The sequence below is a fragment of the Salinispira pacifica genome, assembly GCF_000507245.1.
Lineage (GTDB): Bacteria > Spirochaetota > Spirochaetia > DSM-27196 > Salinispiraceae > Salinispira > Salinispira pacifica.
Genome location: NC_023035.1, coordinates 2,449,435 through 2,475,891 on the forward strand (window position 1 = coordinate 2,449,435; position 26,457 = coordinate 2,475,891).

The 26,457-nt window shown below is 51.4% G+C and carries 26 protein-coding genes; 14 read left to right on the top strand and 12 right to left on the bottom strand.

Translation table 11 applies throughout. The features are described from left to right. Nucleotides 1–616: 616 nt before the first annotated feature. The 8 genes from L21SP2_RS10815 to L21SP2_RS10850 all read right to left on the bottom strand — a co-directional run bounded on the left by L21SP2_RS10815 (nucleotide 617) and on the right by L21SP2_RS10850 (nucleotide 8,108). Nucleotides 617–1,798 (bottom strand): DUF3322 domain-containing protein, encoded by a 1,182-nt coding sequence (locus tag L21SP2_RS10815; RefSeq protein ID WP_024268545.1) that lies wholly within the window; start codon nucleotides 1,796–1,798, stop codon nucleotides 617–619. Continuing rightward, complete coding sequence (locus tag L21SP2_RS10820) at nucleotides 1,795–3,438, bottom strand: SbcC/MukB-like Walker B domain-containing protein (protein ID WP_169730469.1); 1,644 nt, start codon at nucleotides 3,436–3,438, stop codon at nucleotides 1,795–1,797. Before L21SP2_RS10820 ends, L21SP2_RS10815 begins: the two co-directional genes overlap by 4 nt. A 102-nt stretch (nucleotides 3,439–3,540) precedes the next feature. Then, nucleotides 3,541–5,163 (bottom strand): ATP-binding protein, encoded by a 1,623-nt coding sequence (locus L21SP2_RS10825; protein ID WP_041401510.1) that lies wholly within the window; start codon nucleotides 5,161–5,163, stop codon nucleotides 3,541–3,543. After that, the gene (locus tag L21SP2_RS10830; RefSeq protein WP_244437974.1) at nucleotides 5,160–5,777 is read right to left on the bottom strand and encodes a DUF4194 domain-containing protein; all 618 of its coding nucleotides are present in this window, start codon (nucleotides 5,775–5,777) and stop codon (nucleotides 5,160–5,162) included. Before L21SP2_RS10830 ends, L21SP2_RS10825 begins: the two co-directional genes overlap by 4 nt. 5 nt (nucleotides 5,778–5,782) lie before the next feature. Then, on the bottom strand, nucleotides 5,783–7,234 hold the full coding sequence (locus L21SP2_RS10835) for a DUF3375 domain-containing protein (RefSeq protein WP_024268547.1): 1,452 nt from the start codon (nucleotides 7,232–7,234) through the stop codon (nucleotides 5,783–5,785). Nucleotides 7,235–7,321: 87 nt separating this feature from the next. Continuing rightward, on the bottom strand, nucleotides 7,322–7,504 hold the full coding sequence (locus L21SP2_RS18695; RefSeq protein WP_024268548.1) for a helix-turn-helix transcriptional regulator: 183 nt from the start codon (nucleotides 7,502–7,504) through the stop codon (nucleotides 7,322–7,324). After that, nucleotides 7,501–7,890 carry a type II toxin-antitoxin system VapC family toxin gene (locus L21SP2_RS10845; RefSeq protein WP_024268549.1) on the bottom strand — a complete coding sequence of 130 codons (390 nt, stop codon included), beginning with the start codon at nucleotides 7,888–7,890 and terminating at the stop codon, nucleotides 7,501–7,503. The genes L21SP2_RS18695 and L21SP2_RS10845 overlap by 4 nt, the downstream gene beginning before the upstream one ends. Then, a complete protein-coding gene (locus tag L21SP2_RS10850; protein ID WP_024268550.1) occupies nucleotides 7,887–8,108 on the bottom strand; it encodes a type II toxin-antitoxin system Phd/YefM family antitoxin in 222 nt (73 codons plus the stop codon). Before L21SP2_RS10850 ends, L21SP2_RS10845 begins: the two co-directional genes overlap by 4 nt. Before the next feature lie 574 nt (nucleotides 8,109–8,682). Here L21SP2_RS10850 and L21SP2_RS10855 point away from each other — a divergent pair. Beyond that, nucleotides 8,683–10,497 (top strand): B12-binding domain-containing radical SAM protein, encoded by a 1,815-nt coding sequence (locus L21SP2_RS10855; RefSeq protein ID WP_024268551.1) that lies wholly within the window; start codon nucleotides 8,683–8,685, stop codon nucleotides 10,495–10,497. Nucleotides 10,498–10,541: 44 nt separating this feature from the next. Here L21SP2_RS10855 and L21SP2_RS10860 read toward each other — a convergent pair whose 3' ends face one another. Together L21SP2_RS10860 and L21SP2_RS10865 are read right to left on the bottom strand one after the other, a co-directional pair. Then, a complete protein-coding gene (locus tag L21SP2_RS10860; protein ID WP_041401514.1) occupies nucleotides 10,542–10,976 on the bottom strand; it encodes a Fur family transcriptional regulator in 435 nt (144 codons plus the stop codon). Nucleotides 10,977–11,038: 62 nt separating this feature from the next. After that, nucleotides 11,039–12,178 carry a GTP-binding protein gene (locus L21SP2_RS10865; RefSeq protein WP_024268553.1) on the bottom strand — a complete coding sequence of 380 codons (1,140 nt, stop codon included), beginning with the start codon at nucleotides 12,176–12,178 and terminating at the stop codon, nucleotides 11,039–11,041. 476 nt (nucleotides 12,179–12,654) lie between these two features. Between L21SP2_RS10865 and L21SP2_RS17350 the strand changes: the two genes are divergently transcribed. Both L21SP2_RS17350 and L21SP2_RS10875 read left to right on the top strand, forming a co-directional pair. Next, a complete protein-coding gene (locus L21SP2_RS17350; RefSeq protein ID WP_169730470.1) occupies nucleotides 12,655–13,422 on the top strand; it encodes a carboxylesterase family protein in 768 nt (255 codons plus the stop codon). A 120-nt stretch (nucleotides 13,423–13,542) separates the two neighbouring features. Further along, on the top strand, nucleotides 13,543–14,379 hold the full coding sequence (locus L21SP2_RS10875; protein ID WP_024268557.1) for an aldo/keto reductase: 837 nt from the start codon (nucleotides 13,543–13,545) through the stop codon (nucleotides 14,377–14,379). Nucleotides 14,380–14,610: 231 nt separating this feature from the next. Here L21SP2_RS10875 and L21SP2_RS10880 read toward each other — a convergent pair whose 3' ends face one another. Both L21SP2_RS10880 and L21SP2_RS10885 read right to left on the bottom strand, forming a co-directional pair. Further along, entirely contained in the window at nucleotides 14,611–17,355 is a 2,745-nt protein-coding gene (locus L21SP2_RS10880) for a bifunctional proline dehydrogenase/L-glutamate gamma-semialdehyde dehydrogenase (RefSeq protein WP_024268559.1), read from the bottom strand. 220 nt (nucleotides 17,356–17,575) lie between these two features. After that, a complete protein-coding gene (locus tag L21SP2_RS10885) occupies nucleotides 17,576–18,784 on the bottom strand; it encodes a GNAT family N-acetyltransferase (RefSeq protein ID WP_024268561.1) in 1,209 nt (402 codons plus the stop codon). Between the two features lie 410 nt (nucleotides 18,785–19,194). On the opposite strand from L21SP2_RS10885, the gene L21SP2_RS10890 reads away from it, so the two are divergent. The 11 genes from L21SP2_RS10890 (at nucleotide 19,195) to L21SP2_RS10935 (ending at nucleotide 26,449) form a co-directional block, all read left to right on the top strand. Next, complete coding sequence (locus L21SP2_RS10890; RefSeq protein ID WP_024268562.1) at nucleotides 19,195–19,440, top strand: DUF5320 domain-containing protein; 246 nt, start codon at nucleotides 19,195–19,197, stop codon at nucleotides 19,438–19,440. Further along, a complete protein-coding gene (locus tag L21SP2_RS10895) occupies nucleotides 19,437–19,772 on the top strand; it encodes a NifB/NifX family molybdenum-iron cluster-binding protein (protein WP_024268563.1) in 336 nt (111 codons plus the stop codon). The genes L21SP2_RS10890 and L21SP2_RS10895 overlap by 4 nt, the downstream gene beginning before the upstream one ends. Then, a complete protein-coding gene (locus L21SP2_RS10900) occupies nucleotides 19,772–20,629 on the top strand; it encodes an ATP-binding protein (protein ID WP_024268564.1) in 858 nt (285 codons plus the stop codon). The genes L21SP2_RS10895 and L21SP2_RS10900 overlap by 1 nt, the downstream gene beginning before the upstream one ends. Next, complete coding sequence (locus tag L21SP2_RS10905; RefSeq protein ID WP_024268565.1) at nucleotides 20,616–21,497, top strand: ATP-binding protein; 882 nt, start codon at nucleotides 20,616–20,618, stop codon at nucleotides 21,495–21,497. Before L21SP2_RS10900 ends, L21SP2_RS10905 begins: the two co-directional genes overlap by 14 nt. Continuing rightward, nucleotides 21,498–21,794 (top strand): DUF134 domain-containing protein, encoded by a 297-nt coding sequence (locus L21SP2_RS10910; protein ID WP_024268566.1) that lies wholly within the window; start codon nucleotides 21,498–21,500, stop codon nucleotides 21,792–21,794. It abuts the gene before it with no gap. A 130-nt stretch (nucleotides 21,795–21,924) separates the two neighbouring features. Then, a complete protein-coding gene (locus L21SP2_RS19275; protein WP_081719589.1) occupies nucleotides 21,925–22,074 on the top strand; it encodes a DUF2256 domain-containing protein in 150 nt (49 codons plus the stop codon). Then, the gene (locus L21SP2_RS10915) at nucleotides 22,038–22,481 is read left to right on the top strand and encodes a hypothetical protein (protein WP_144082996.1); all 444 of its coding nucleotides are present in this window, start codon (nucleotides 22,038–22,040) and stop codon (nucleotides 22,479–22,481) included. Before L21SP2_RS19275 ends, L21SP2_RS10915 begins: the two co-directional genes overlap by 37 nt. Continuing rightward, a complete protein-coding gene (locus L21SP2_RS10920) occupies nucleotides 22,457–23,092 on the top strand; it encodes a flavin reductase family protein (RefSeq protein WP_024268568.1) in 636 nt (211 codons plus the stop codon). Before L21SP2_RS10915 ends, L21SP2_RS10920 begins: the two co-directional genes overlap by 25 nt. 162 nt (nucleotides 23,093–23,254) lie before the next feature. Further along, nucleotides 23,255–23,932: a frataxin family protein gene (locus L21SP2_RS10925; RefSeq protein ID WP_024268569.1), complete on the top strand. Its 678-nt coding sequence runs from the start codon at nucleotides 23,255–23,257 to the stop codon at nucleotides 23,930–23,932. Further along, on the top strand, nucleotides 23,922–25,382 hold the full coding sequence (locus L21SP2_RS10930) for an FG-GAP-like repeat-containing protein (protein WP_024268570.1): 1,461 nt from the start codon (nucleotides 23,922–23,924) through the stop codon (nucleotides 25,380–25,382). The genes L21SP2_RS10925 and L21SP2_RS10930 overlap by 11 nt, the downstream gene beginning before the upstream one ends. Next, nucleotides 25,382–26,449 carry a TIGR03032 family protein gene (locus L21SP2_RS10935; RefSeq protein ID WP_024268571.1) on the top strand — a complete coding sequence of 356 codons (1,068 nt, stop codon included), beginning with the start codon at nucleotides 25,382–25,384 and terminating at the stop codon, nucleotides 26,447–26,449. Before L21SP2_RS10930 ends, L21SP2_RS10935 begins: the two co-directional genes overlap by 1 nt. Nucleotides 26,450–26,457: the final 8 nt, after the last annotated feature.

The window sequence follows — 26,457 nt, forward strand, 5'->3', positions numbered from 1 at the left end:
TTTAACTGGTAACGTGCATTATGTACATTCAATAAAATAATTTCTCCATCTGGAAAATATTTTGCATAAAAACATAAAGAGTTGGAAAGAACCTATTAACAATGTAGAAGCAGCGTGAATAGATAGAAAGAATTCTGCCCTGCCCAAGAAATCAAGCTCTGAACACTTCAACAGTGGATGGATTAAATCAAAATCCTTGATCAGAAGGAATCCTCTATTCACAGTTTGGTACGTGTTTCAATTTCGAGCTCCGAATCTCGTCCCGTATTTTATTCCATTGGAGTGGGGATTTAGGCACTGCTTCCCCGAAATCCCCAGAGTGGAATATCAGACGTATTTTACGCATCAGCTTACGATTTTCAGTAGAAACAGGTTTTCGATAATTTTTCTTACTCGTAAAAGTCAATCTTTTATTGATCAGACGTCTTTGCCGCGCCAGGAGAGTCTCTGGTTTTACAATTGAAAGATGAGTAATTGCTCTAATTTATGGGGCTCTAATCAAAGGGAGGCAGATGCGATCAGAGTGATGTGAAGAAATTTGAATAGGTGGTTTTTTGATGTCTACAAAACCGGAGAATTCCAATCCGGTAAAGCCGGGGCGGTTTACTCCTGCTCTTTAAGACGGATCAGCCAACTTTAAATCCATCTCACTCATCACATACTGAATGGAAATTCGTTCCTGCTCCAGTCTGTTTGGATTACCTTTCAGTGAATTCTCATGAAGATTCGTAAACAGTCGAACCTCATCACTATTCAGGTGCTCAGGAAGCGGAATGGCGGGGGTTGAATCTATGGTAGCGAAGCTGAAAAAATCTTGAAAGGTACTTACAGACATACATACCGATATGATATCCGGTCGCACGGCTCGCAGCCGGGAGAGAATATCCAGGCCATGGGCATCGCAGTCACCGAAATACAGAATTGTTTTACTACTTATCCAATCCTGTTTTACCAGATCGACTGCGGCATATCCCATACCATCGATGGCCAATACTCCATTCCGTGGTTCGAGACAGAGAAAGCTGAGATGATTTTCTATGATGATGATGTTCTGTATGTGTTTGAGGAGATTGTCCTTCATTTCGTGAAGAAATATTTCGAAGTCGAGAATGCCTTGCAATGGCGAATCATCGGGGTGTAAGAAACGGAATCTGAACCTTCGTCTCTCCCGGGCAAATCCGTATCGCCTCGGAAAATCTTTGAAATGCTTCCGCTGTTCAAGCCATTCAGGATCCATTCCGATTCTGAACCATGCGGCCAATACCCGTTTGTGCTTTTCTATCAGTTTGGTATGGACCCCATGAAGGTGCAACTCTCTTAAAAACGGGGTCTGATCAGGATGATTAACCCGCCAGCGGTATACACAGAGCAATGCATCCAGATCAGGTGCTATTTCAAGAAGTACAGGATAGTTTTCGCCGTCCCATCGCAAAAGCTCCGGAGCTTCCCTGTCTATTTGCTCCAAAATTGACCTAACCCGGGAATATTCTGTACTGCGGCCAAGAATATCAGCATGTGTTCCAGCATCAGAGATGAGAACAGATTCCGGTATCCGCTGTCTCCCGTAAGCTCTGCTGCCCTCCTCCCGGTAGTTGAGAGAGAGGGAGAATCTCCCGCAATCTTCCTCAATTTCGTGTTTCCACCGGAGAAACTCATCCATGCGTCTGGCAATCTGAGATAAGGGGAAAGGCCGCTTGAGGACGATCTGAAGTGGGTAAACCGAGTCAGAATACATATCCTGAAAAGCTGAGCCAGATTCATAACTTCTGGCGATAGCCCTGAATAGTTCCTGGTTCATACGGTTTTACCGGCTTCAACAGTGTTGCGTTTTTCAATGAAGGTTTCAATATCAGTGGTGTAGAGCATGGAATGGCTTGACTCATTCTTATGGGTCAAGCCTACTGTAGATACATACTGTTCGATTATCGGGATATCCTTGTTGGGCGTGACAAGAAGCAATTGAAGATTAAACAGTTTAAATAGCTCCATACCGTAATGAGTGGAGTCCGAACTTGCCTTATGGAATGCCTCGTCTATCATTACAAAGCGGAAGCTGTCGCTTCGGGTCTCTCCCAGTTTCAAACCAAATTGATATGCCAGTGACGCTGCCAGAATGGTGTAGGCAAGTTTTTCCTTTTCACCGCCCGACTTCCGGTTACTGTCGGAATAGCGTGCTACCTCCAGGTCGTCCTTACGTTGTTTTTCAGAAATCTGAAAGACCATCCAATTACGTACATCACAGACCTTACTTGTCCAGCGACTCTCATTCCTGAAGCGTTCAATAAGCTTCTTCACCTGAACAAAACGGGCTTCAGAAAATACATCATCTTCCCCGGAACCTGAGGAGTCTTCGGTGCAGGATCGCAGTTCGGATTTAAACTCTCGAATGACCATATCGGGATTATTCCTGGCAATAAGTTCCAGATAGCGTCCATCTGAGAAGTTGATCTCTTTCATACTCCAATTGACGTCCCGAATGCCTTTTTCCATCTGCTCACGGACAAACTCCAGGTGTTGGCGGAATTGTACGATACTCTGTACTGTTTCTTGATTGAGCATTCGCTTGAAGCGGGTCTTAAACTGGGGAAGATCATCCTGAATAAGGTGTTCATAATACAGACGATATTCATCCAGACTGTTTATGGTATTTCCAAACTCCCTCATATCTGCGGGGTAGAGTTTGCCGCCCAGGTTGCTCATTGATCCCACAAGCTTTTGTTCAATTTCCCGTACCTTCTCAGCAGATTTTTTCATCCTGAGTTTGTTCCAGGCAAAGAGTTCATCGATATGCTTGTGGATCTCATTCTCCGTCCGTACCGCGGGGAGTATTCCAGCCTCCTGTTGCAGCAGCTTACCTCCTGCCAATATCTCGCTCTTATAGCTTTGAAGGGGGGAGAGTTCAGACCCAAGATCCTCCAGGAGTGCATTGGTTTCATTCAATCGGTCAGTAAGCCCTCCGATTCGCCGGTTTGTTTCGGCGATATTATTGGTACATTGTTCGAGTGCTTTTTCGAGATGGTCCCGGGTCAGCTCCAGATCCTTTAAAATATCATTTGAGTTTTCCAGCTTATGGCGTTCGTCAATCTTATCCTGATACAGTGCTGTTAAAGGTTTAATATCAAGATTTTTAAAACTGTCGAGAAACAGCAGGTTATTGCAGACCTTCTGCATATCACTGAGGTTACGGTCATCAAACTTACATCGCTCCAGATGTTCTTCATTCTCCTGAATCTGTCCGGAGAGTTCGTCTATCCGCATTTCAAGCGTGCGAATCTTTTCACGGGTATCCCAGCCGAGAATGTAGCGGCTACGATCATCAATTCTAAAACGATCATCCTTGCGAAGTTGTCTGCCTCCCCGTTTTATTAATCCCTGGGGGGTGATGGCGTAGTCTGCGTAATGAAATTCCTGAATTGTTGAGCAGGTAGAGTAATTCATCCGCCTGAGGATTTCCTGTTGAATCCACGGCATATATGGATTGCCCGGATAGAATTCAAGCTTGTTGTAGACCGATTGCCGCTCCATGCCACGGGTTTTTAACTAGATTTCCTCATCCAGATCCACCGGCTCCGCCACCAGAAGGCTTCGCAAATGATTATTGTTGATCCACTTTTCGATTTCCTCCTTCCGGGACAATGGAAATAAAAGGGTTCTGGCAAATGAATTAAGGTGACGTTCTATTGCACCTTCCCACAACCGCTGGTCTTCTTTTACTGCAACAAGCTCGGCAATAAACGGGAGCTCCTCAACGGCGATATCCAGCTCTTCACACATTTTTTGCCGTATTCCAAGTGTCTTGAGGTCGATATTATTCTTCCGGCCGCGGAGGCTCAGCGTTTCCTGCTCAATATCGGAACGTTCGTCCTTCAGTGCCTTGATAGAGGATGAAAGCTCGATAATACGTTCCTGTAAATCCTTCTTTCGCTCCTCAATTGAATCAGCTTTTTCCCGGATGTCCTGCTTGTTTTGTTCGAAGTCAACCTCGGCTTCGGGAAACGGCAGGGCAAGTTGCCGGATCAAACGACGGTACGTATCAGCATGGTGTCTGACAGCCTCAAGACGAGTTGAAATATCGTCAATTTCGATCTTCAATTCATTCAGTCGCTGCCCACCGTTCTGCGCAATTGCGCCACGGGTGCTTTCAAGATCCGTGTTAACATCCCTCAGCTTACCGGTCAGTCGTGTGAGCACCTGTTCTTTGGAAGCAAGTTCAACACTGAGACGACCCTGCTCATCCGAAGCAAAATCATAACGGAGAAACTTTCCGAAGGGTGAGATCAGTTCTTCATTTTTTGCATAGCGTTGATAATCTTCGTTATGCCCTTCCCATTTTCGGACATCCTCAAATAGTCGGTCCATATCTTCCCGCTGTCTCTCCAGCTCTTCCAATCTGTCATGAACGTTCGAGAGGTTATCAAAATGAGAAATCAGCGTATCAAGCTGCTCAGCGGGATCATTCGGCTCAAGCATAAGCTGACGAATAAAGTCAGTGTAATTGTCTACCTGTTTCATACTGATTGTTTTATGAAACAATTCAAGGGGCTGATCACTTTTCATGGCAAACAGGCGCTGAAAGGATTTGGCATATGCGCTGAACGACGGATGCAGTTCAGTTCCGGGAAGGGTTTGGATATATTTGCGAATATCGGCAAGCTTTGTTGGTATTTGTGCAAAATGTTCCTCTATGCGCAGCGGATGACGGGAAATAACATAAAGTCGTTCAATCTGTGAGGATCGATCACGGGCATACATAATCTGGCAGAGGGTTACTGTTTGATCGGTGCCTTCATTATAAAAACGCGCGAGAAGAATACTCAGATGTTTTGCATCCGGGCGGAGAGAAACATCCCTCACCGACGTTTCATCTTCAGAATACACTGTGTTATATGTACCGTAAAAATAGTCGCGGATTTTCCGCTCCACCTTGGACCCTCCGGATGCCTGGTTGTAGCGCACCCGGTGAGCGGGGTACAGAAGGGTTGTGATGCCGTCAATGAAGGTTGATTTACCTGATCCGTTGGGGCCGGTAATCAGACCGCTTTTACCTTTCAGGGGCAGGGTAACGACATGATTATGGAAGGTTCCCCAGTTATACATCTGCATATAGTCCAGGCGAAAACCCGCACTGCTGTCATCATTGTAAAACTCGAACATATCGCTCATTCGGATGGTGCTCCCTCGCTGTCGCCATACCGTTTATTGGCATATTCTGCATATATTTCAAGCTGCTCGGCCATGGAGCTCACCAAAGCAGCATCCACATAGGCTTTGATTACGCGACTGATTTCGACCCTCTCCTTATCCCCTGGAATGGGAGAGATAAAACCCATATCCTTTACTTTTTTCAGATCAGCACTAAACTCATCCTTCATGCGGGCTTTATTCGTACCGTCCTTGTTGGCAAGGCGGATACGGTCAAAAATCACTTCAGTACTTACCACACAGCGATGTGATCCATCAGATGCATCGTATTCATCCAGCATTTTCCGCAGCATAACCAGCAGATAGCTTACCCGGTACGGCAACTGGGTACGCATCGTAAGCCGGGGTCCCTCACCGCCTTCTTCAATATCCATCCCGCGTAGATGGGCAAACCCCTCAACTTCATCGACGATGAGTTTGAGACGAAGAAGCTCCAGATGATTGCTCACCGCTTTCAGCCGTTTCTTCAGGATAGCCCACAGACGCTGCTGCTTCTGGTCACCATGCCTCAATATCCAGGTTCCCTTCAGCAGAGTTATAAGGACATCAGACAGTTCACTATTTGTTTCGTCCATTATGCTCAAGGTGCTGTCTCCTCGTCTTCAGGCTTATAAAAAATAATATTCGGGACTGACCGGGCAACCCGCCGATTCCCCGCCTGGTCATACCAGCTTATATCGACCCCGTCTTCAGTTAGAATAATTCCCTGAAACTGCGAATCGACAAGAGCAAAATACCCGACTATTTCTTCCAACCCAGCAACGGGATATGCTTCCACCAGTCTCTGCAAACTTGTCTGTGACTCCTTGCTGAGCTGGATAGCGATGTGTCGTGTAAGTAATTCAAGATTCATCTGTGTTTCAGGAATAATATCCACCAGATCGGGTAAATCCACTGCGGTATCGGTCACACCTTCAACCTTTAACTCCGCAGCCGGGGAAAAAAGCGGCCGATCGAAGGGCACAGAAATATCGAGTTTGCGATGCTCGAGCTCCAGTACAAACTCCCGGGGGGGATGCTTCGCAAGTGTAATCGCCAGTCGTTCAATATCATTGAGAAGCTGATGCATTCTCCTCGATTCCCGTGTTGACTGTTCCTCAAGAAAGCGTCTCAGTGACTGAGCCACATAGGAAAGGGTCTTCTGGGCAGTTTCATTGGCTTCAAGAAGTTCAAAATAAAAGTTATCAAGAATCGAAGTGTCGAGTTTCTGAACGGCAGCTAAGGAATGAATTTTACCAATATGTTCCTGGAGACTGGCATTCTGATTCGCATTCATCAGAAGACGGCCAAATGCATGAAACGACTGGCCTTGAGGTGAATTGTCTATACTTCCACGGAACTGGAGAATATCGCGGATAATTTCTGCCCGATTTTCACCGGCCTGGGCAACCTGTTCACGGATGCTCTTATTCAGTTCCTCGAACTCCCGGGTCACACTGCGGATATCGGTTACCAATGAGTTTGCGATGCTGGATATATGCCGATAAGTATCCTGGACAGTCCGATCATCCATCATTTTCATACGGTTCTCTCCAATATCATTCATCTGATTCTGGAGAGCTTTTATCTGTGTGCGAAGCGCTTTTCGCCTGAGTGTCGGATCCTCTTCGCTTTGGGTAACAAGGTTTTCAAGTTCCCGCAAGAGGGTGGCCAGCTTTGTATCGGTAGCCGTATAGCTGGGATTCAGCTGGGCCTGCAGAAATTGGAGGGCAGAATCGATTCCTGCGGTCATCCGGTAGTGTGGCTCATCTTTCCCCCGAGGATAAAAACTGTCCAGCCACCCCCTATCCCCGCTGCTCCATTGTGTGAGATATTTTTCCGGGGTCTGGAAACTCTCCTCAGGATAATCACGTTCCAAAAGTCCTAAATAAGACTCAAGTTCATATAGATAATCTGTACGCGATACAGGATTTCGGGAGTATTTATCGATGATCCGCTGAAAAAAACCTAGAATTAATGGTGCGGTAGTTGCAGCAAGAAGTTTCCAGGCTGCATTGTTCTTGTGATAATAGCGTAGATCATCATATGTCATAGATAATTCAAGTATTACATGCTTTAGATAAACATGAAAGATAGATCTGATTATGTGGATATGGTTTTTATGTACCGAACCGAAAATTCACGATGCAACTACTTGCGGTATCTTCTCAAGCTCACCGGCAATCTTTTTCCGCTCCCGCCTCAGATCGTATTCATCCTGAATCCAGAAATCAGCGGAGTTCCCGAAATACTTCGCCAGGCGCAGAGCAGTATCTGCGGTGATCCTTCGATTACCATTGAAAACCTGACGCCTTCCCTTCACCAGATCCGTGAAATTCCGAACTGATCCAGTTTAGTATCTTTGCTGAGGAGGGGATTACCTTCAATTAATGATTGGGCGCTGAGCATCCGGTCGAAAGGATCTCGATGCTCACCGTTGAGCATGCCCGCTTTCAGGGCATGCTCGGCGCTGATATCGAGGTAGTCGAAGTGATCTTCGTTTATTCGCTTCTGCCATTGTGCGATTATTTGTTCTCCCTGTGGCAACTTTCCAATTCGTGTTTTGGTAGAAATCTCCCAGGCAGATGCAGCACTCACAATTATGGTGTTCATGGGGTTTTCGATCAGGGAGCGGACCGCATCACTCAGTTCGTTTTCAGCCGACCACCACCACAGGAGGCAATGAGTATCCAGAAGGTAACTACTCATCCCCAGACATCCAGTTCCGATTCAGGAAGTTCATCGAAAAAGCTGTCGGGGATTTCCATAGGGTAGCGTCCAGCAGTTCTCGCCGCCTGCGTATCCAGCGGCATGAGGCGCGCATACGGTTTTCCTGCTTTAGCGATGATCACAACTTCACCATTATGAGCCTTTTCAAGAATTGCCGAGAAATGAGTCTTCGCCTGGTGGACGTTTATCTTTTCCATATAGTTAAATTAGTCCACCACATGGACTAAGTCAAGCATCCGGACGCATGGGCAAGCAGGTCGCAGCGCGACCGACCAGCCCCCGGTTGCATGGGCGAGCAGGTCGCAGCGCGACCGACCAGCCCCCGGTTGCATGGGCGAGCAGGTCGCAGCGCGACCGACCAGCCCCCGGTTGCATGGGCGAGCAGGTCGCAGCGCGACCGACCAGCCCCCGGACGCATGGGCGAGCAGGTCGCAGCGCGACCGACCAGCCCCCGGACGCATGGGCGAGCAGGTCGCAGCGCGACCGACCAGCCCCCGGTTGCATGGGCGAGCAGGCACGGAGTGCCGACCAGCCCCCCGGACGCATGGTATCGGGATCGTTCCTCAGCGCTTTGCGCTTGCGGTACGACCCTTGGGCGAGCAGCAGTGAAGCAATCCATCCTGCCGAGAACTGTACACTGAGGGCATTAATACGATAGTGTCCGTGCATATTTAAAAACTTACCAGGAATATACCCATGCCAGGTGCACCTCCACAACATACGACTGTACTTGTTTCCTGCCATATTGATGGCGCAATTCATGCTGTGCCATTGGCAGCCGAAACCCTGAAAACCTATTACCTTCATGGCAGCACACCGGTTTCATCAGAGCTGGACATTCTCACGGCGGATTTTTCAACATCTGACTCGCCGGAAATGGCTGCAGCATCCATTCTTGCCCGCAAGCCCGGCAGTGTGGGGTTCTCCATGTACATCTGGAACCGCAGCTTTTGCCTGGAAACAGCCGAGATTATCAAAAACCGTGCACCGTCCGTCATTTTGTACACAGGAGGGGCGGAGGTGACGGCGGACCCGGAATCGTTGGATCGGGAATCTGTGATTGATTACATCCTGCCCGGAGAGGGGGAACTACCTTTTCGTATCCTCATGGACTACATCAAAAGCCTTCACTCACCGCATACAAAAAACCGGGAGGAAAAACCAGCCCGGCTTCTTTCCAGATCAAATATCCATGATATCAGGACACTGCCATCACCATATCTGGAGGGGAACGGGATGACCGAGAATGGCGGAGAGCCCCGACGGGTTTTGCTCTGGGAGTTGTCCCGGGGCTGTCCTTATAACTGTGCGTTCTGCGCCGAATCACGGGGAATTGCAGGTGTGCGATATATCAGCATGGAGCGGATTGAGGCGGAACTGAAACTGTTTGAGCGGCAGGGAGTTGAGCAGATTTTTGTTCTTGATCCCACGTTTAATACCGGGCATGACAGGGCCATTGAAATTCTCGGACTCATCGCAGTCCATGCTCCGTCTATTCATTTCACATTCGAGGTGCGGGCCGAGTTGCTTAATGTGGAGCAGGCCGAAGCGTTCTCCAAGATCCGCTGCTCCCTCCAAATCGGTCTCCAAAGCGCAGACTCCGACGTGCTTAGGTATGTGAACCGATCAATCCGGCCCGATATGTTTATGGAAAAAATCGGCCATTTAAATGAATACGGAGTGATCTTCGGTCTGGATCTGATCTACGGATTACCGGCGGATACTCTCCAGGGATTCCAAAGAAGCCTGGATTTTGCACTATCATGCCTTCCCAACCATCTGGATATTTTCCGGCTGTCAGTGTTTCCCGGAACAGAACTGCATGAAAAGGCTGATTCCCTCGGGCTCATCCGACAACCTTCCCCACCCTATGCGGTGCTTGGAACTGACGATTTCAGTGAGCAGGAGTTGAGCCGTGCAGAGGAGCTTGCCGCCGCCGCAAACCGTTTCTACAATCAGGGTGCTGCGGTTGCATGGTTCATGCCGGTCTGCGATGCGCTGGAAATGCGCCCCTCGGAATTTCTGGGTTTTGCAGCAGATATCCATGAAGAGAACGGGGCTGCAATTCAGACCGGTGACGGGTTCCATCCTGACCCACTGATGCATTGGCAGCTTGAAGTGCTGCGCCTGGCTTTCAGAAAACACAAGAAGAAGCGTTACGGCAAGGTTGCCGCCGATCTATGCCGTTACCACCACTACTATGCCAGGGCTCTGAAAGAAGCGGATCTGGCTGAAGATGCCGGAAATCCGGAGGCACAGATCAGCCGGGGCGCAGTTCTCAGACGCAGTTCCCAGCTGTATCTTGCCGACTTCAACTATGACGTGAATTTGTACACAGAACCGGGCATGTTTTCGCTGGAAGATTTTGTGCGGGAATACGATCCCGAACCTTCTTTTGCCATGATATTTGCCGCAACCGGGGAGATAGTAACCCTCGCACTTGAGGAACCGTACTATGTGCTTCTTACAAAGATAAACGGATCTGATACACTGAAAACCCTGCTTGAGCAAACCGGATTGTCATTCGATGACGTAGAGGATCTGCTGGTTTTTCTTCACAGCAACGGCCTCATGCATGTTTGCTGATCCCCCTCTTCATCCGGGCTGGCTGCACAGCTCCGGAAGATATTTCACTGGGAACATTCGTCACAGAGTCCGTAACATTCCAGCAGATGACCGCTGAACTTCCTCCCGTAGCGTTTCTCAAGGAGAGGAAGAACTTCGTGGAGCTCACATTCTTCCACCTCCTGGACCCGGTGACATTTGGGACAGATGATGTGGGCATGATGACCGTCGGCGGGCATCAGAACATAGCTTGGAGTCTGGGATTCCACATATGTTGGACGGATTATGGACATTTTAGTGAAAAAATCCAGCGTACGGAACACCGAGGTTCTGGAGGCGTTTGCCCCTGTGGTTTCGATCCTTTCAAGAATCTCCCTGCTCGTCAAATGATGCTTAGACTGGCAGATAATGCGCAGAATTTGATCCCTTGCAGGAGTAATTCTCTCACCCCGGTCCAGGATCCGACGAAGACATTGTTGATATGTGTTTTCCCATTCCATAATTACGAGTGTAACAGTCCGGTGCAGACATTGTCATCATACAAGCTGCACCGGATAATAGTTCAATTTTCGACTGATACAAGAGCCTGCATCAACTGTTGATTCAGATGGGTAAAATCGACATCCTGACCGATAAAAACCAATTCCTGGCGCTTGTCGCCCCATGGCTCCTCAAAAGCTTCAAGAATTTGGCTGCGAAGTTCTTCATCCCTGGGCCACTGGGTCCGATCCACTGCCGACCACCAGAATCCTGCTGCTTCAAAAAATCCTTTTTTTCCGGAAATACTCAGGAAGTATGCCGACTCGGGCTCGTCTTCAAACCAGAAATAGCCCTTCGCTCGGATTAACCCCTCGATGCCAGCGGATACAACCTTTTGAAATTTTTTGCGGTCGAATGGACGACGCTGTTTAAACGCCCAACTGGAGATTCCATATTCTTCAGTCTCCGGCACATGGTCGTTCGCCAGCTCTTCCTCCCATGCGTCGAGGGACTCTCCCCACTCCCTGGTGTACAGTCCGGTATTCATAATCAGGTAGGGGTCGATATTTCCGTTGAGCATTGGAATGATTTTCGCCGTGGGATTCATCTTGCCCAGCAGGGCGGTGAGTCTTGCCAGTTCTTCAGGTTCAACCAGGTCGGTTTTACTGACAAGAATGACGTTGGCGAACTCAATCTGATCGGTGAGCAGCATGGACAGACTTCGCTCATCTTCCTCATTTACCGCCATGTTCTTTTCCGCCAGGCTTGTTGTAGATATCAGCATCCCCCGGCAGGTGGAAGCATCCACTACGGTCACCATGGTATCCAGCCTGGTGAAATCTTCCAGCGCTGAACCTTCATATTCCCCGAGTTCGAAGGTCTGAGCAACCGGAACAGGTTCGCTGATCCCCGAGCTCTCGATGAGCAGATAATCAAACCGACCGTCCCGGGCCAGATCATACACCTCTCTGAGTAAATCGTCACGCAGGGTACAGCATATGCATCCGTTGGACATCTCCACCAACTGCTCATCGGTTCGGCTGAGCCGGGCTCCGCCATCCCGTACCAGGGCGGCATCGATATTCACGTCGGACATGTCGTTGACAATCACCGCTACCTTTAATCCTTCGCGATTGGTGAGGATATGATTGAGCAGGGTAGTTTTTCCCGCCCCCAGGAAACCGGATAATACCGTTACAGGCAATTTTTCAGTATGTTTCATAATGCCGCATATTAGTGGTACTTTGTTCCACTGTCAATACTTTGTTGCTTTTTAGGGCTTTAGTAACATAAATGGCGACTTAGGACCTTCTGAAAATCCAAACCCAATGCAGATACATGAATTGCGGCTTGATTTTTCTCACAGGTATGTGGTTTTTACAGGAAGGAGCTAAAAACCCTTGCACCGGCCTCCGTGGTGGGAGCGAAAATGTGCCTGGATGAAGCCATGGATCGACGGATTACAGGCAGGATTGTGAGTATCTCCCAGTCTTGTCTTCATCCCATGTTGGGTAAAAGCTGCCATGCTTATCGCATTTTGGCATGAAGATTTCGGCGGCGAATGTAAAAGACGATTTTATCTTTTCTGCGGTTCAATCTTTCAACATATCGGGAAAAATTCGAGCCGACACTTCATTAATGATCTACTATATTCATATGGATATAAGAGATATTCGGAAAACGAGCATCCCGCTCTGCATGACTGCGTTCATCATGACCTGCTGTACTGCTCTTCTCTTCGGCTGCGCATCCAATGGTCCGGCCCACGATACAGACAGTCTGATATCGGGCTTGGATATCCCCGGCAGTTTCATAAAAAGCGGCTATTCCAGTGAAGCCGATCTGAATTTCCTGGCAACATTTCCGCCGGAAAGCGGCAGGACTCCGGGCCTTGTTGTATTTCTCCACAGCATGGAAGAGCGGGGCAATAGCTTGCACAGGGTATATGACAACCCGGCAGGTGAAGGCCCGGGTCTGGCAAAAATCGCCCTGGAGGATCAGGACTTCCCGTTCATCACACTTTCCCCCCTTTGCCCCCGGGGAACCTACTGGACCTTTCTTCACCGCAGGCTGGGCACATTGATTCGGGAATTTATTGAAGAAGAATCTATCGATGGGGATCGGGTCTACCTTACCGGCGTCAGCATGGGTGGAATGGGCACCTGGTCCATGGCCATGGCCCAACCTGATCTGTTTGCCGGGATTGTACCGATTTCCGCCGCCGTGTACTCCCCTCCGATTCGCCCCCGCTACCGCCGCATTGCGGAAATTCCGGCCCTGGTGGTGCACGACCTGAAAGATCCTTCCATACCCTATGATAAGGCCCGGAAAACTGTCCAGCGATTTCAAAAAGCGGGGGGTACTGCAGAGTTTGTTCGCTATGATTCCGGCGAGCATTATATCCACACCAATGTTTACCGCAGCGATATGTTTATTGCCTGGCTGATGGGGGTGGGGACTGAGTAGACGGCGGCCGTGTACATGCGTGCGGACCTTCCTCCCCGCAGGCTTTTTCCCTGCACTTCACTTTTGTACGCTCAGGTCTTACCTTTAGATTTCAGCTAATAATATGCATAGGAGTATCTCATGAACATTGAACTGAACAGCGGACATTCTATTCCTGCCCTTGGACTGGGCACCTTCCGGGCCAAGGATCAGGAAGTGTACAAAGCCGTCCTGCACGCCATTGAAGCAGGGTATCGCCATATCGATACCGCTGTTGCCTACGGAAATGAGGAAGAGGTTGGCAAGGCCATTGCCGAGAGCCCGGTTCCCCGGGAGGAATTGTTCGTTACCACCAAAGTCTGGAACACCGCACACAGCAAGAAAGATGCAGCTGAAATGATCAATGAGTCCCTGAAGAAGCTGGGGCTGGAGTATATTGATTTGGTTCTGGTGCACTGGCCCTGGACCTATGAGCGAAATGCGGCGGTGTATGAGGCCATGGAAGACGCCGTGGATGCCGGCACGGTCCGATCCATCGGTATTTCCAACTTCAATATCCACCACATTGAGAGCCTGCTGAAGACCGCCCGGATCACCCCTGCGGTGAACCAGATGGAATGCCATGTGCATCTGCAGAACACCCGCCTGCAGGAGTACCTGGACGACAAAGGCATCCGGCTGGAGGCATATGCGCCGTTCAAAAGCCATGATATCGGAGATATTCTGGATGATGAGACGCTGAAAAAGATCGGAGATGCCCACGGAAAGACCGTACCCCAGGTGTCGCTTCGCTGGATGCTGCAGCGGGGGATTATTGTGATCCCCAAGTCGGTGCATGCGCAGCGCATCGATGAGAACTTTGACGTTTTCGATTTTGAACTCTCGGATGAGCAGATGCATGAAATTCGTAAGCTCAAGCGCGCCGATCGCGCATTCCCCGAACCTGACAACGTGGACTTCGGTTTCGTGAACCTCTAACCCATTTCAGCCCGGGATGTCCGCCTGCGATCCAGCATGGAATTGGGCCGGGGCACCCCCGGGTTTCACCGGCTGTGCCGGCCGGGGTGAGTCAGCGATCCGCTGCCGACAACCCGGGATAATCCATTGCCACACCCGCCAGAATTTCAGCCACCGCAGCCACAACTTCCGGCCGGACATTTTTCTGCTGTCAACAAAATTTTCCCGTATGCCCGGAAGCTGCCCAGGGAATCAGCCTGTAAAATCCGGAGAGAAGCCCCGGCGCAGCATATTTTCGCTCACCGCCACAGGATGCACGAAGTTCAGAAGGTACTGGGAACCTCCGGCCTTTGTGCCCTGCCCCGAAAGCTTGAAGCCGCCGAAGGGCTGGCGGCCCACAAGTGCTCCGGTGATGGATCGGTTTATATAGATATTTCCCGCTTCAAGATGTTCCCGTACAAGATCTATATGCCCCCGGTTTCGGCTGACGATTCCTCCGGTGAGACCGAAATCAACCGCATTGGCCATTTCAATTCCCTGCCGGATGGATTCGGTTTTCATGACCGCCAGAACCGGTCCGAACACTTCCTCCTGTGCCAGCCGATGTTCAGGACGGATATCGGCAAATATGGCCAGATTGTCCTTCACCAGCATTTCCCGGCCTTCCTCCCTTCCTATTGCGATATAATCGGCGATCTTCCGTTCAGCCTCGGGGCTCACCGCCGGCCCGAGAAAGGTTCCCGGATCTACGGCATCTCCCATGATCAAGGAATCTGCCGCGGCAGTGAGACGGTTCAGGAATTCATTGTACAGCGATTCATGCACGATGGCCCGGGAAGCGGCGGAACATTTCTGTCCCTGAAAGCCGAATGCCGAGTAGAGGACGGCCTCAACGGCCACATCAAGATCCGCATCGCTGTCAATAATAATTCCGTTTTTCCCGCCCATCTCGGTGACCGATGAGCGAACATAGGCACTTCCCTGCTGCTGCCGGGAGAGGGTCTCGATAATTCCCAGACCCACTTCCTTTGAACCGGTGAATGCAATGCAGTTGATCCGGGGATGGGAAACCAGGGCCGCCCCCACCACCTCCCCCTCGCCGGGGAAGAAATGGAGTATTTCAGCGGGAACCCCTGCTTCCATGAAAATCTCATACATCAACCTGCCGGTGACTGCGCTTTCCTCTGCGGGTTTGTACAGCACACCGTTTCCCGTTACCAGGGCGGCACTGGTCATGCCGGTGCTGATGGCCAGGGGAAAATTCCATGGAGCGATTACCCCCGCAATTCCCCGGGGCCGGTAGCTCAAAGAGTTCCGTTCACCGGCAATATTCGACAGGGAACGGGGGGAAAAGAGCTTTTCCGATTCAGCGGCATAATAATTAAGAAAATCGATGGCTTCACAGACATCATTATATGCCTGGTCCCACTGCTTCCCCACTTCCAGCACCTGTACGGCGGCGAGTTCATATATCCTCCGGGACATGATGCCGGCGCTGCGGCGCAGAATCTCCGCCCTGCGGGGAGCATTGGAGGCAGCCTTCCATGCAGCTGCGGCGTTTTGTATTGCATTCACGGCCTCATTCAGACGTGTGCTGATTTCGTTTGTGCTGATATTGCTGATGCGCTTTTTCACGCCGGTGATTACCGTTGGGGCGGTATCCAGGGCATGAGAAAACGATCTGCGTACCGCCTCCAGACTGAAATCCCCGGGGGGATGATTGGAAAAATGCTCCCCGTCCGCCCGGGACGGAGCAGGGGAAGAGGTTACGGTGGGTGAAGCAAAAATATCTTCCCGAGATGCGGCCTGAATGAACTGCAGGCGAACCATTCCGTCCCGGGCGGTATTTTCAACCAGGCGGCGTACCAGATACGCCATTCCCGGGACCATGGGGCCGTAGGGGGCATAGAGCCGTACGGTCTGACCCAGGGCTGTCAGAGCCTCTGCCATTCCCGACGCCATGCCGTTGAGCATCTGAATCTCATACTCATGGGAGGAAAGACCGGCTTCTTCCGCCAGGCGGCGGGTTTCCGCCGCGGTACGCATATTGTGGGTGGCCGCAGCCACCCGGATCAGGTCGGAGTTCTCAAAGAGGAGGGCAAGGTTTTCCTCATATGCGGCGTCAGTCATATATTTTTCTTCAAACACCGGTGACGGCCAGCCGTTCTCCTGGGCGAAAATCCGTTCATACTCATAATAGGCACCCTTCACCAGCCGGACGGTGAACCGGTAATTTCCCCGCCGGGCGAAGGCCGTAAGATCCCTGAGATCTGCGCCGGTTTCCTTCAAATAGGATTGGACGGCGATCCCCAGCTGATGGTATGAGCTTTCCGATACCAAGCGCTTGAAGGCGGAAAGAGTGATATTTTTGTACACCCTCTGTTCCATATCAACATGAAGAAACCCATCCGCATCCTTCACCGCCGTGAGGATCCGCTTAAGCCGGGAGACTAGCACATCCACGCTCCGCTCATAGTTCAACGGTCCGATTTGCGAGTAGAGACTTGTGGGTTTTACGGTTATGTGCACCGGCAGCCCAGCGCCGCTGAGAACTTCCACGGCTTCCAGCTGTTTGGCCAGGTAGATCTCCGCCTCTTCCTCACTGAGGGTGGCTTCTCCCAAGGTATCCAGGGTGTAGAGGAAGCCCCGTTCGGCCATGGAAGAAACCGCGGCAAGGGCCTGAGTCAGGTCCCGTCCGCAAACAAATGAGGCGAACAAATCCTCCAGCAATTCCGACAGACCGGAGCCGTCAAGCTCCATAAACCAGGGCGGAGCATATGTAGCGGCAAAATAGTCGTCCCGGTACTCCTCAACCTGGCGCTCCCCGTTGAGCACAGGATACACGTCTATAAGATACAGCAGCGCCGCCATAAACTGATGATCTGCGGCGGCATGAAGCAGCACTCTTCCGCCGGGAGTCCCCGAGTCAAACAGGGGATCCTTCCGAGACATGGTCTGTGTATACAACTGCTCCCTGAAATTCACCGGTTTCGCCACAAATCCTCCAATGCACGGTCCATCCAACACGCTCAGCGCCAACCGTACCGGAGTTCAGTCCGGAATGAAAAAACCGGCCGGTCATGCGCTTCTGACACTCATAAAATCATATCGTTGCTTGGGGAATTTTGCGAGTTTTTTCTTGAGTCCTTTACTAATATTCACACATTCCGCCGGGAACACAGCTATTTCCACCCTGTTCCCCGGGAGAATTCACTCTTCAGAAGCGGTCTGTGATAAAAATCGGGTTCCGTCCGGAGAAAAATTGTTCCATTCCGGGGAGGTCGGATTCATCGGTCAGTCCGGTGAGCACCGCCTGTTCCAGAGAGATTCCCCCGAACAGCAGGGAGCTGAAGACGGAGAGATCTATTTCAGGCAGACCTTCCGGAGGGCTGGCGGAGGGAGTGAACTCCGGCTTTCCGCCGCTGATGCGGTAGATTCCGCTGTTTTCTTCTATGGCAGGATCTGTGAGGTAAAAGCCCGCATCGGGAAGCGTCCGGTTCTCTCCTTCCTTAGAGGCGGCGAACTGCGCCACGGCGGCGGAGAAAACCTTGGGGATATTCACCGGGCGGGCCATCCATTCGTTCACGCAGGAAATCTCGGGCCGGGGTTCACTGAGAAAATGCCGTACCTGAAACGACCCGGGCAGGTTCAACTCGATTTTGCTGATTTGGGACCGGTGCCGGGCCAGAAACTCAAAGATTGCCGCCAATCCCTGTGCATGCCGCCAGACCGCCTTGTGCACGTACAGGCCCGGGTTTTGATAGTCATCGTCCTGGCTGAAGCGCAGCCATGCGGCGGGTTCGCCCGAGGTATCACGTATCACATAGTAATAATGATTAAAACGCCGGGCGCTTTCCCGTTCCTCCTGGAAACTCCGGTAGGGCCAGTAAATGGAAGCATCAAACTGCTGAATCCACAGATTATGAAGCTCGCATATTTTATTGAACTCGGTTTCCTTCCATTCCATGGGCGCGAAGCTGAATCCGGTCCGGATTCTTCTTATATCTTCCGGGGCAAAGCGGTACTGTTTATAGTCCCCCAGGCTTCCGTAGCCGAATTTTCCGTAAAAGCGGTAGGAAAAAGGATACAAATAGGATATTCCCACCCCCTCCCGGTAATCCCGTCTGAGAACCTCATTCAGAATTTCCCGGATACGCCCCGAGTTCCTGTCGGCGGGGTCGGAAGCCACTGCAGAAATTCCGCCGGAACTCCAGTCCTCTCCGAAATACCGGGTGGTAAAGCGGATATCCGCCATCCCGCTTCGGGCATTTCCCTCATCATCAAAAAAGGCAAGACCGTAAGATCCGTTTCCCGGAAGGGGAAAAATATGGTCAGTCCATCCGATGCTGTCGGTAAAACAATACCTGCACAGCCTCTGGTATGCCGAAATCTGCTTTTCGGAGTTGATATTTGACATGGTACTCATACGATCCCCTTCTTCTAGTATTCTGGTATTCTGGTATTCTGTTGTTCTGGTATTCTTTTGTTCTGATACTTCATACAGACGGTAAGCATCCCCGTTTCGAATCAATAGGTTGATGCAACTTATCAACCATCAAGTTGTCCCAGTATACATTCAAATTCTCCTTCTGAGAACCGGAATTTTCCGGTGTGAGGCAAAACCGCCCCGGTGCATGGCCGCCGGCTCATTCTATCATCAGAGCCAGCCCAGTCGGCTCATCAATTTACAATTTCGCCGGAACCATCCATTGACTTATGTGCATATGCACGCTAAAATACAGATACATTAGGCGTGCATATGCACGCTTCACTGGACCCGGGGAATCTTTAAGACTCACCGGGGCATACGCTGATTGTCCAGTTCAGGAGGATTGTATGAACGGAAACAGAAGAGGTCCGGAAAACGCAGGACCGGGAACCGGCAGAGGACTTGGGCTGTGCTCAGGCTACGAACAGCCCGGTTGTATGAATGAGGAAAAGGAACGGCTAGGTTTGGGACGAAGGGCCGGATACGGCCGGAGCAGAGGAGGACCCTCGGGGATGGGCCGGAAGTTCGAAAACCGGAGAGGCCGGCGCTTTGATCGGCGCGGCTCCCGCTTCCATGACTGGAGGCGTACATGATTCTTGGATTCTGCCTCAGCTCGGAAAATCCGGACGCCCCGCTGGATACTCGATTCGGCAGAGCGGCGTATTTTACTTTTATTGATTCGGATACCTCCCGGACGCTCTCAATCATGGAGAACCCGGGCAAGCATGCCGCCGGATCCGCGGGTATGGCTGCGGTGCAGATCTTCGCCGATCATCGGGCCGATGTGATTATCGGGCCACGGCTTGGTCCCAAGGCGGAAGATGCGGCACGGGCGCTGGGATTAACCGTATACAGTCAGGGGGATTCCCGGAATGTGAGCGATGCACTCCAGCGCTTTCACAGCGGCAGCCTGGTATCAAGCTGATGACGGTGGCGGTATTAAGCGGCAAAGGAGGGGCGGGGAAAACAACTTTTTCGGTTAACTGGGCACGGCTTCTGGGCGATGCATGGCTGCTGGACTGCGATGTGGAAGAGCCCAACTGTCATCTCTTCCTGCAGCCGGAGAACCAGTTCACCCGAACTGTGACGCGAAGCGTACCGGTTCTCGACGCCCAAGCCTGCATTGGATGCGGAGCATGCGCCTCCTTCTGCGCATTCAATGCATTATTGATTTCAGGCGGGAATGTGGTTGTCATGGAAGATCTCTGCCATTCCTGCGGAGGCTGTGAAATTGTATGTCCCGCACATGCCATATCCTACCGGGAACATCCCATGGGAAGCATCACCGGGGGCAGTGCGGATAATCTGCAGCTTCTGTACGGAACACTGGCAATCGGGGAACATTCAGGGGTGCATATCATCAACACCATGCGGAAAGAATCTGCAGAATCCGGGCTGGTGATTATCGATGCACCTCCGGGAACATCATGTTCAACCGTAGCAGCCATAAAAGGGGCCGATTACTGTGTGGTGGTTACCGAGCCCACCCCGTTCGGACTCAGCGATTTACGGATGGTGGAGGAGATGCTCAGGGAAATGGGGATGCCCTACGGTGTTGTAATCAACCGTGCCGACCTTGGAAACACAGAAGTGGAAGAACACTGCAACAATCAAAACACCGCAATTTTGGGCAGAATTCCCTTCGATTGGGAAATTGCAGGAGTAAACGGCAGGGGAGGAATCTTTGTGGATGAGCTCCACCGGCACCGGGAAAATATGCAGAAGATCAGTGAAGCGGTCTTCTTAACCATTCTTGAGGAGAACAGACATGGGACAACATAGGCTGCGGGAGATTACCATCCTTTCCGGAAAAGGAGGAGCGGGGAAAACATCCCTCAGCGCATCCCTTCTTCCATGGCTGGATTCGCCCGTCCTGGCGGACTGCGATGTGGATGCACCTGATTTTGATATTCTTCTTTCACCGGAGCTTGAGGAAAGCCGGGATTTTCAGGGAGCGCAGAAAGCCCGCATTGACCCTGAGCACTGCAGCCAATGCGGAGTGTGCATGCAGCATTGCCGATTTGATGCCATTGATCATATTCAGGGAGTCCATTACGTAGATCCGCACAGCTGTGAAGGCTGCGGGGTCTGTGCATTTGTGTGTCCTCACAACGCAGTGGATCTGAAACCGGCTGTGGTGGGGACGGTGAACCGTTCCAAAACCCCCTACGGTACCCTGATTCACGGTAAGCTGATTCCCGGAGAGGAAGCTTCAGGCAAACTGGTGAGCGAGGTGAGAAAATCCGCCCGTGAGCTTGCCGTCGCACAAAACGCCGGACTGATTATCGTGGACGGTCCCCCGGGAATCGGCTGTCCTGCCATCTCCTCAATCACCGGCACCGATCACGTGGTGCTGGTTACCGAGCCCTCCCCTTCGGGTTTTCACGACCTGAAGCGCCTGGCGGAAGTGGTGAGCCGCTTCGCCCTGCCCATGACCCTGGTAATTAACAAATGGGATCTGGATGCTCCCCTCGCAGAACAGATCCAACGGTTTGCGGAAGAACAAAACATTCCGGTTTCCATGAAAATCCCCTTTCACAGAGGCATTGTGGATTCTATACTGCAGAGACACATTCCATCCCTGGGAATGAAAGAAGAATACGAAGAATGGGGCATGGAACAATTGATCCATGCACTGAAGGAAGGCTGAGTGCCGGGAAGAAGAAAGCGGAGGAACTGCCGCTCCCTTGAAGGGGGGAGGAATTTTAAGCCGTCGGGGGTTCCATCCTACTCGCTGGAACGAATATCACTTGATCTTGACGAGTTTGAAGCAGTCAGGCTCTGCGACCACGAAGGGAAAAGTCAGATTGAAGCAGCCCGGATCATGGAAATTTCCCGGGGAACTGTTCAGCGCCTTCTGGAAAGCGGACGCTGGAAGATTACCGAAATTCTTCTCCATAACCATGAGCTTGTCATACCGGAATCTCCCGGCGATGATGCGCAGTAATATACGCCCCGGACTTGAACCCGGGCAGAGATGGCTCCCTGCATTCGCGTTTTCCCGGCAGTCGTTGCCGATGCAGTTGTTCTGAGCATTCTCAATTGACTCCCTGGCATGTTTTGATGATATTTACCGCATGCGGATCAGTGAACAGCAGAAGATCTGCCCGGTATGCGGTCGGCCTTTTTCAAACAGAAAGAGATGGGATTCAAGAGGGCAGTGGGAACAGATCAAATATTGCAGCGATTCATGTCGAAGAAAACGAAAACACATAAAACAACAGTGATGCAGGACATTTTACGACTCAGCCGCGGGCAGGCAACTGTTTCCCGCCGGGGTTCCAGAGCTGTTCCCCACCGCCTGAATAAGAGCGAAATGCGGGAGTTTGAAAGGGCCGCAGAACGGGGCTATGCCGAATTCCCCTACCCCAGGCAGGCTCTGTTAAATACCTTCACTGAATTTCAGCATGCCCGGGAAAACACTGCCATTATTCACGAAAAGCAGAACCATGGCGATTACCTCCACTGGAATCCCCTGGTTACCGGTGATGATAGCCCCGAGCCCCGGCTTCCCGCCGAGCTCCAGCCCTACCCTGCCCGGGTCACCATTCAGGGCTGGAAATTCGGCCCTATAGACAGGCAGACAGCACGCTTACTCAGGGAGATACTATGCACATCAACCGGGAAGAAATAGATGGACTGGACCGGATATTCCGGCTGAATTTGATAAACTCGGTTACCGGAATCAAGCCGGCCAACCTGGTGGGTACACGCTCCCTGGATGGGCGTGAGAATCTGGCCATCATCAGTTCGGTGGTGCACATCGGCAGCAATCCGCCGCTTATCGGATTCTTTGTCCGGCCCAGTCAACAGACCAGACGTCACAGCTATATCAACCTCCGGGAGACCGGAGTCTACAGCATCAACCATCTCCCCTCCACCATGTCCCGGCAGGGACACTGGACTTCTGCAAAATTCGGCAGGGAGGAGTCGGAGTTCGCATATTGCGGTTTTACTCCGGAGTATATTGAGGGATTCCCAGCCCCCCTGGTTCAGGAATCCCGTATCAAAATCGCCCTGGAATTCCGCCAGGCAATTCCCGTCAGCCTGAACGACACAACACTGGTGATCGGCGAGGTGATACACCTGCTTGCGGACGATGAACTGATCGGCTCGCAGGGGGCTTTGGATCTGGAACAAAGCGGGTCCGCCGGGATCTCCGGAGTGAGCGGATATTATGTACTGAACAAAACCGCAGAATATCCCTACGCCCGCCGTGAGGAACTCCCGGATACCTGGAAGTAAAGAAGGCGTTTTCCGGAAGAATGCCGCCGTATTTTCCTCAGCTCAATTGATTTATCCGTTCCCTGCGATATAGTAGTTCTAGGGATAAAAGACGTAACGGATGGGTGCTCTAATTGATATCACCAGCCGTACAGCCTATACTTAATCCTGAGGCGGATGAATATGATCAAAAGAATCATCATACTCTCCCTCGTATCAGTTCTCCTGATTACATCGTGCAGCATCTTCGGTCTTAAAACTATTTCATGGGAATTCGACGAGGAACAGTTCCTTCAGTTTTCCACCAATAAAAAGATCCTTCAGGGTCGTCTGGTATACAGCCCCGATCCGGATGCGGGAAGCGACAGCTTCAGCACATATACCATCAGCGCAAAGAAAATGAGCGGCGATATTTCCGCCGGGTTCGGCATGTATTTTGATGATCAGGGTGAAGAGAACTTTTACCTCTTTCTAATCAGCATGGACGGAGCATATGCCTTTCTGAAATACGGCGACGGGATCCCGGAAGAGATTATTCCCTGGACCCACAGCACTGCAGTGAACACCGGTGCAGGTGAAGCCAATGAATTGAGGGTCCAGCGGCCGACGGCATCGGCATTTGAGTTCTATATAAATGACGTTCAGGTGAACACCATCAGTGATGAAAGCTACAGCGGCGGTTCAAGAGGCTTCGCCCTTGTTGTGGGAGAAGGGGAAGATTTCCCGGATACCCCGGCGGATGTCCGATTCAGCTCCCCCACTCTCACAGCCCCCAGCGTAATCAATATCTCAACCCCGGTTCAGCCCCTGCAGTTATCATCCCCGGTAGACCGGGCCAGGGAGTATGACAATGAAGATTAATTACCCCAAGGATTTTCAGAATAAAATTGAAGAGTTAAAGCACCAGTCTTCACTGCTGATGCACAGCATGGAGGACGGAAGTTTTTACCGCCTCAGTATCGCCCGGCGAAGAGAGCAGATCAACCGGGTAAAGGGGCTCTACAACGGACTGCTGGGACACATGAAAATGCCGGAGCTCAAAGGCATGCTCCTGGCCACCGCCCTGCTTCTTTCGTCAACGGGCTGTGATCTCATAAACCTCAACCACGGCCAGTCCCCTGACAGGGTTTCAAACAACAATCCCCCGGATGTTCCCACACTCGCCCACAGATCCCAGATCACATCAAGCATATTTTCTTTTGATGCATCAGCAGCCACAGATCCAGACGGTGATGCCCTTGAGTTCAGCTGGAATTTCACCGGTCAGAACAGCGGAGCCACCTACAATTCTTCAACCGCAGCAGGCAGCGTGGACCTCAGCGAAAACGACATTTTCGATGTCACCCTCACTGTGAAGGATGAAAACGGTGCAGCAAACATTCAGTCGGCACAGTTCCGGCATCTGGCACCGGCTTTTACCGGAAGCGACGGTGCCGCTACATTCGGCGATCTGGCCGCCATCTCCACAGAACCCACGTTTACCTTTACAGATATCGACAATGACGGGGATCTGGACATGTTTTCCATCGAATCAACAAACTACAGCAGTATTTCCGGTAATGATTTCTATTTTCATCAGAATACCGGAACTGCAGCAGCCCCGAATTTCGCCGCTCCCATACTTGCAAACAGCGCTCCGTACAATATCACCACCGCAAATCCCATGGTGAACACTGCGGGACTTACCTTCGCAGACATGGACGGCGATGGCGATGTGGATATGCTTCACAGCGAAGATGCCACCGTCTTACTCACCACCAACGGCGGAACCGCCGACGCCCCAGATTTCTTTCCGGGAAGAAGCTCATTGACCAACTTTACTCCCAGTGCCGGGACTGAAAAAAGCGTAGCTGCGGCAGATCTGGACAATGACGGTGACCAGGATCTGCTCCTGGGGCTGGATACCGGATATTTGCAGCTGCATATCAACCAGGGTACTCCCGAAGTCCATGACTTTGGTAACGTGACTCCTGGGAATATGCTGGACTCCAGTATGGCCACCATCGATCTGGGTACCGGTGTTGTCGTTCAGCTTGCCGACCTTGACCGGGACGGAGACTTTGATATTTTTGCCGGCAATAATGCAGGAACCCTGTACTTCCTTGAAAATACCGGCGACCCTTCCAATCCGGTGTTCGCCCCTCCGGTGAGTAACGGTTTCGGTTTAACCCAGGCCTACTCCGGTCCGATAATACCTGCAACCGCCGATATTGACGGCGATGGCGACCGGGATCTAATTTCAGTTACTTACCGGAATTATTCACCCTATTACGATGCCTACATACAATTCTTCGAAAACACCGAGTTCTGATGGCGTATACAACACAGCCTCCCGCTCCATTCACCTGCAGCTACTCGCCCAATATTCCGGAGTTTTTCAATCAGGCCGGCTGCACCCTGGTTATTTCCACATATCAGGCGGGGAAGGTAATTTTCCTCTCCGCACTGAACGATGAGCGGTTGGTTCAGCTCCCCAGGAATTTTACCGGGGCCATGGCACTGGGACTGAAGGACAATCATCTTGCGGTCTCCGAGGGCGGCAGGGTGGTGGTGCTGAAGAGTGATCAGGGTCTTGCGGCGGGGTACCCGCGTCAGCCCGGAGTGTACGAGACTCTTTTTGTGCCCCGTAATATCTATTTCACCGGACAAATCAACCTTCATGCCCTGGAATGGGGGGAAGACGGGCTGTACGGCATGAACACCCAGTTTTCCTGCATCTGCACCATCGATGACGAGTACTCGTTCACACCCTTTTGGACGCCTCCTAATATCTCCAGACTCGTTCCCGAGGACCGTTGTCATCTCAACGGCATGGCCATGGAAAACGGCCGCCCGGCCTTTGCCACCGCCTTCAATACCGGCGATTCAAAACGCTCCTGGAAGGAGGGCCTGCCCGGCGGGGGCGTCCTGTTTCATGTTGATTCAGGGGAAGTGCTGCTTGAAGATCTTCAGATGCCCCACACACCCAGACTGTGGGACGGAAAGCTCTATATGCTGCTATCGGCCACCGGCGAACTGATCTGTGCAGACCCGGAGACCCGCAGCTACGATGTGGTGAGAAAAATCGGAGGCTTTGTACGGGGAATGGCAAAATTCGGGGATTTTGTGTTCATAGCCTACTCGCGGCTGCGGCAGAACTCTTCGGTATTCGCCCGGCTGGATATCGACCGGGAGCACAGCCGTGCGGGAGTGGATATTATCCACCTGCCCACCGCTGCCAAGGTGGGCGAAATCCGCTATGAAAGTTCGGTGGATGAAATTTTCGACCTGCTGATAATCCCGGACACCCGAAGGGCCGGCATTATCAACGGCGACAGCGAACTGGCCAACAAGTATGTACTCACTGACAGCACCAGTTACTGGGTTGAAACCAAATAACGCATCCT

What these genes read in the sequence shown, in the direction of transcription:
- L21SP2_RS10815 (WP_024268545.1), bottom strand. Translation starts at nt 1,798, where the DNA reads ATGAACCAGGAACTATTCAGGGCTATCGCCAGAAGTTATGAATCTGGC.
- L21SP2_RS10820 (WP_169730469.1), bottom strand. Translation starts at nt 3,438, where the DNA reads ATGAATTACTCTACCTGCTCAACAATTCAGGAATTTCATTACGCAGAC.
- L21SP2_RS10825 (WP_041401510.1), bottom strand. Translation starts at nt 5,163, where the DNA reads ATGAGCGATATGTTCGAGTTTTACAATGATGACAGCAGTGCGGGTTTT.
- L21SP2_RS10830 (WP_244437974.1), bottom strand. Translation starts at nt 5,777, where the DNA reads ATGGACGAAACAAATAGTGAACTGTCTGATGTCCTTATAACTCTGCTG.
- L21SP2_RS10835 (WP_024268547.1), bottom strand. Translation starts at nt 7,234, where the DNA reads ATGACATATGATGATCTACGCTATTATCACAAGAACAATGCAGCCTGG.
- L21SP2_RS10845 (WP_024268549.1), bottom strand. Translation starts at nt 7,890, where the DNA reads ATGAGTAGTTACCTTCTGGATACTCATTGCCTCCTGTGGTGGTGGTCG.
- L21SP2_RS10850 (WP_024268550.1), bottom strand. Translation starts at nt 8,108, where the DNA reads ATGGAAAAGATAAACGTCCACCAGGCGAAGACTCATTTCTCGGCAATT.
- L21SP2_RS10860 (WP_041401514.1), bottom strand. Translation starts at nt 10,976, where the DNA reads ATGGAATGGGAAAACACATATCAACAATGTCTTCGTCGGATCCTGGAC.
- L21SP2_RS10865 (WP_024268553.1), bottom strand. Translation starts at nt 12,178, where the DNA reads ATGAAACATACTGAAAAATTGCCTGTAACGGTATTATCCGGTTTCCTG.
- L21SP2_RS17350 (WP_169730470.1), top strand. Translation starts at nt 12,655, where the DNA reads ATGACTGCGTTCATCATGACCTGCTGTACTGCTCTTCTCTTCGGCTGC.
- L21SP2_RS10875 (WP_024268557.1), top strand. Translation starts at nt 13,543, where the DNA reads ATGAACATTGAACTGAACAGCGGACATTCTATTCCTGCCCTTGGACTG.
- L21SP2_RS10885 (WP_024268561.1), bottom strand. Translation starts at nt 18,784, where the DNA reads ATGAGTACCATGTCAAATATCAACTCCGAAAAGCAGATTTCGGCATAC.
- L21SP2_RS10890 (WP_024268562.1), top strand. Translation starts at nt 19,195, where the DNA reads ATGAACGGAAACAGAAGAGGTCCGGAAAACGCAGGACCGGGAACCGGC.
- L21SP2_RS10895 (WP_024268563.1), top strand. Translation starts at nt 19,437, where the DNA reads ATGATTCTTGGATTCTGCCTCAGCTCGGAAAATCCGGACGCCCCGCTG.
- L21SP2_RS10900 (WP_024268564.1), top strand. Translation starts at nt 19,772, where the DNA reads ATGACGGTGGCGGTATTAAGCGGCAAAGGAGGGGCGGGGAAAACAACT.
- L21SP2_RS10905 (WP_024268565.1), top strand. Translation starts at nt 20,616, where the DNA reads ATGGGACAACATAGGCTGCGGGAGATTACCATCCTTTCCGGAAAAGGA.
- L21SP2_RS19275 (WP_081719589.1), top strand. Translation starts at nt 21,925, where the DNA reads ATGCGGATCAGTGAACAGCAGAAGATCTGCCCGGTATGCGGTCGGCCT.
- L21SP2_RS10915 (WP_144082996.1), top strand. Translation starts at nt 22,038, where the DNA reads ATGTCGAAGAAAACGAAAACACATAAAACAACAGTGATGCAGGACATT.
- L21SP2_RS10920 (WP_024268568.1), top strand. Translation starts at nt 22,457, where the DNA reads ATGCACATCAACCGGGAAGAAATAGATGGACTGGACCGGATATTCCGG.
- L21SP2_RS10925 (WP_024268569.1), top strand. Translation starts at nt 23,255, where the DNA reads ATGATCAAAAGAATCATCATACTCTCCCTCGTATCAGTTCTCCTGATT.
- L21SP2_RS10930 (WP_024268570.1), top strand. Translation starts at nt 23,922, where the DNA reads ATGAAGATTAATTACCCCAAGGATTTTCAGAATAAAATTGAAGAGTTA.
- L21SP2_RS10935 (WP_024268571.1), top strand. Translation starts at nt 25,382, where the DNA reads ATGGCGTATACAACACAGCCTCCCGCTCCATTCACCTGCAGCTACTCG.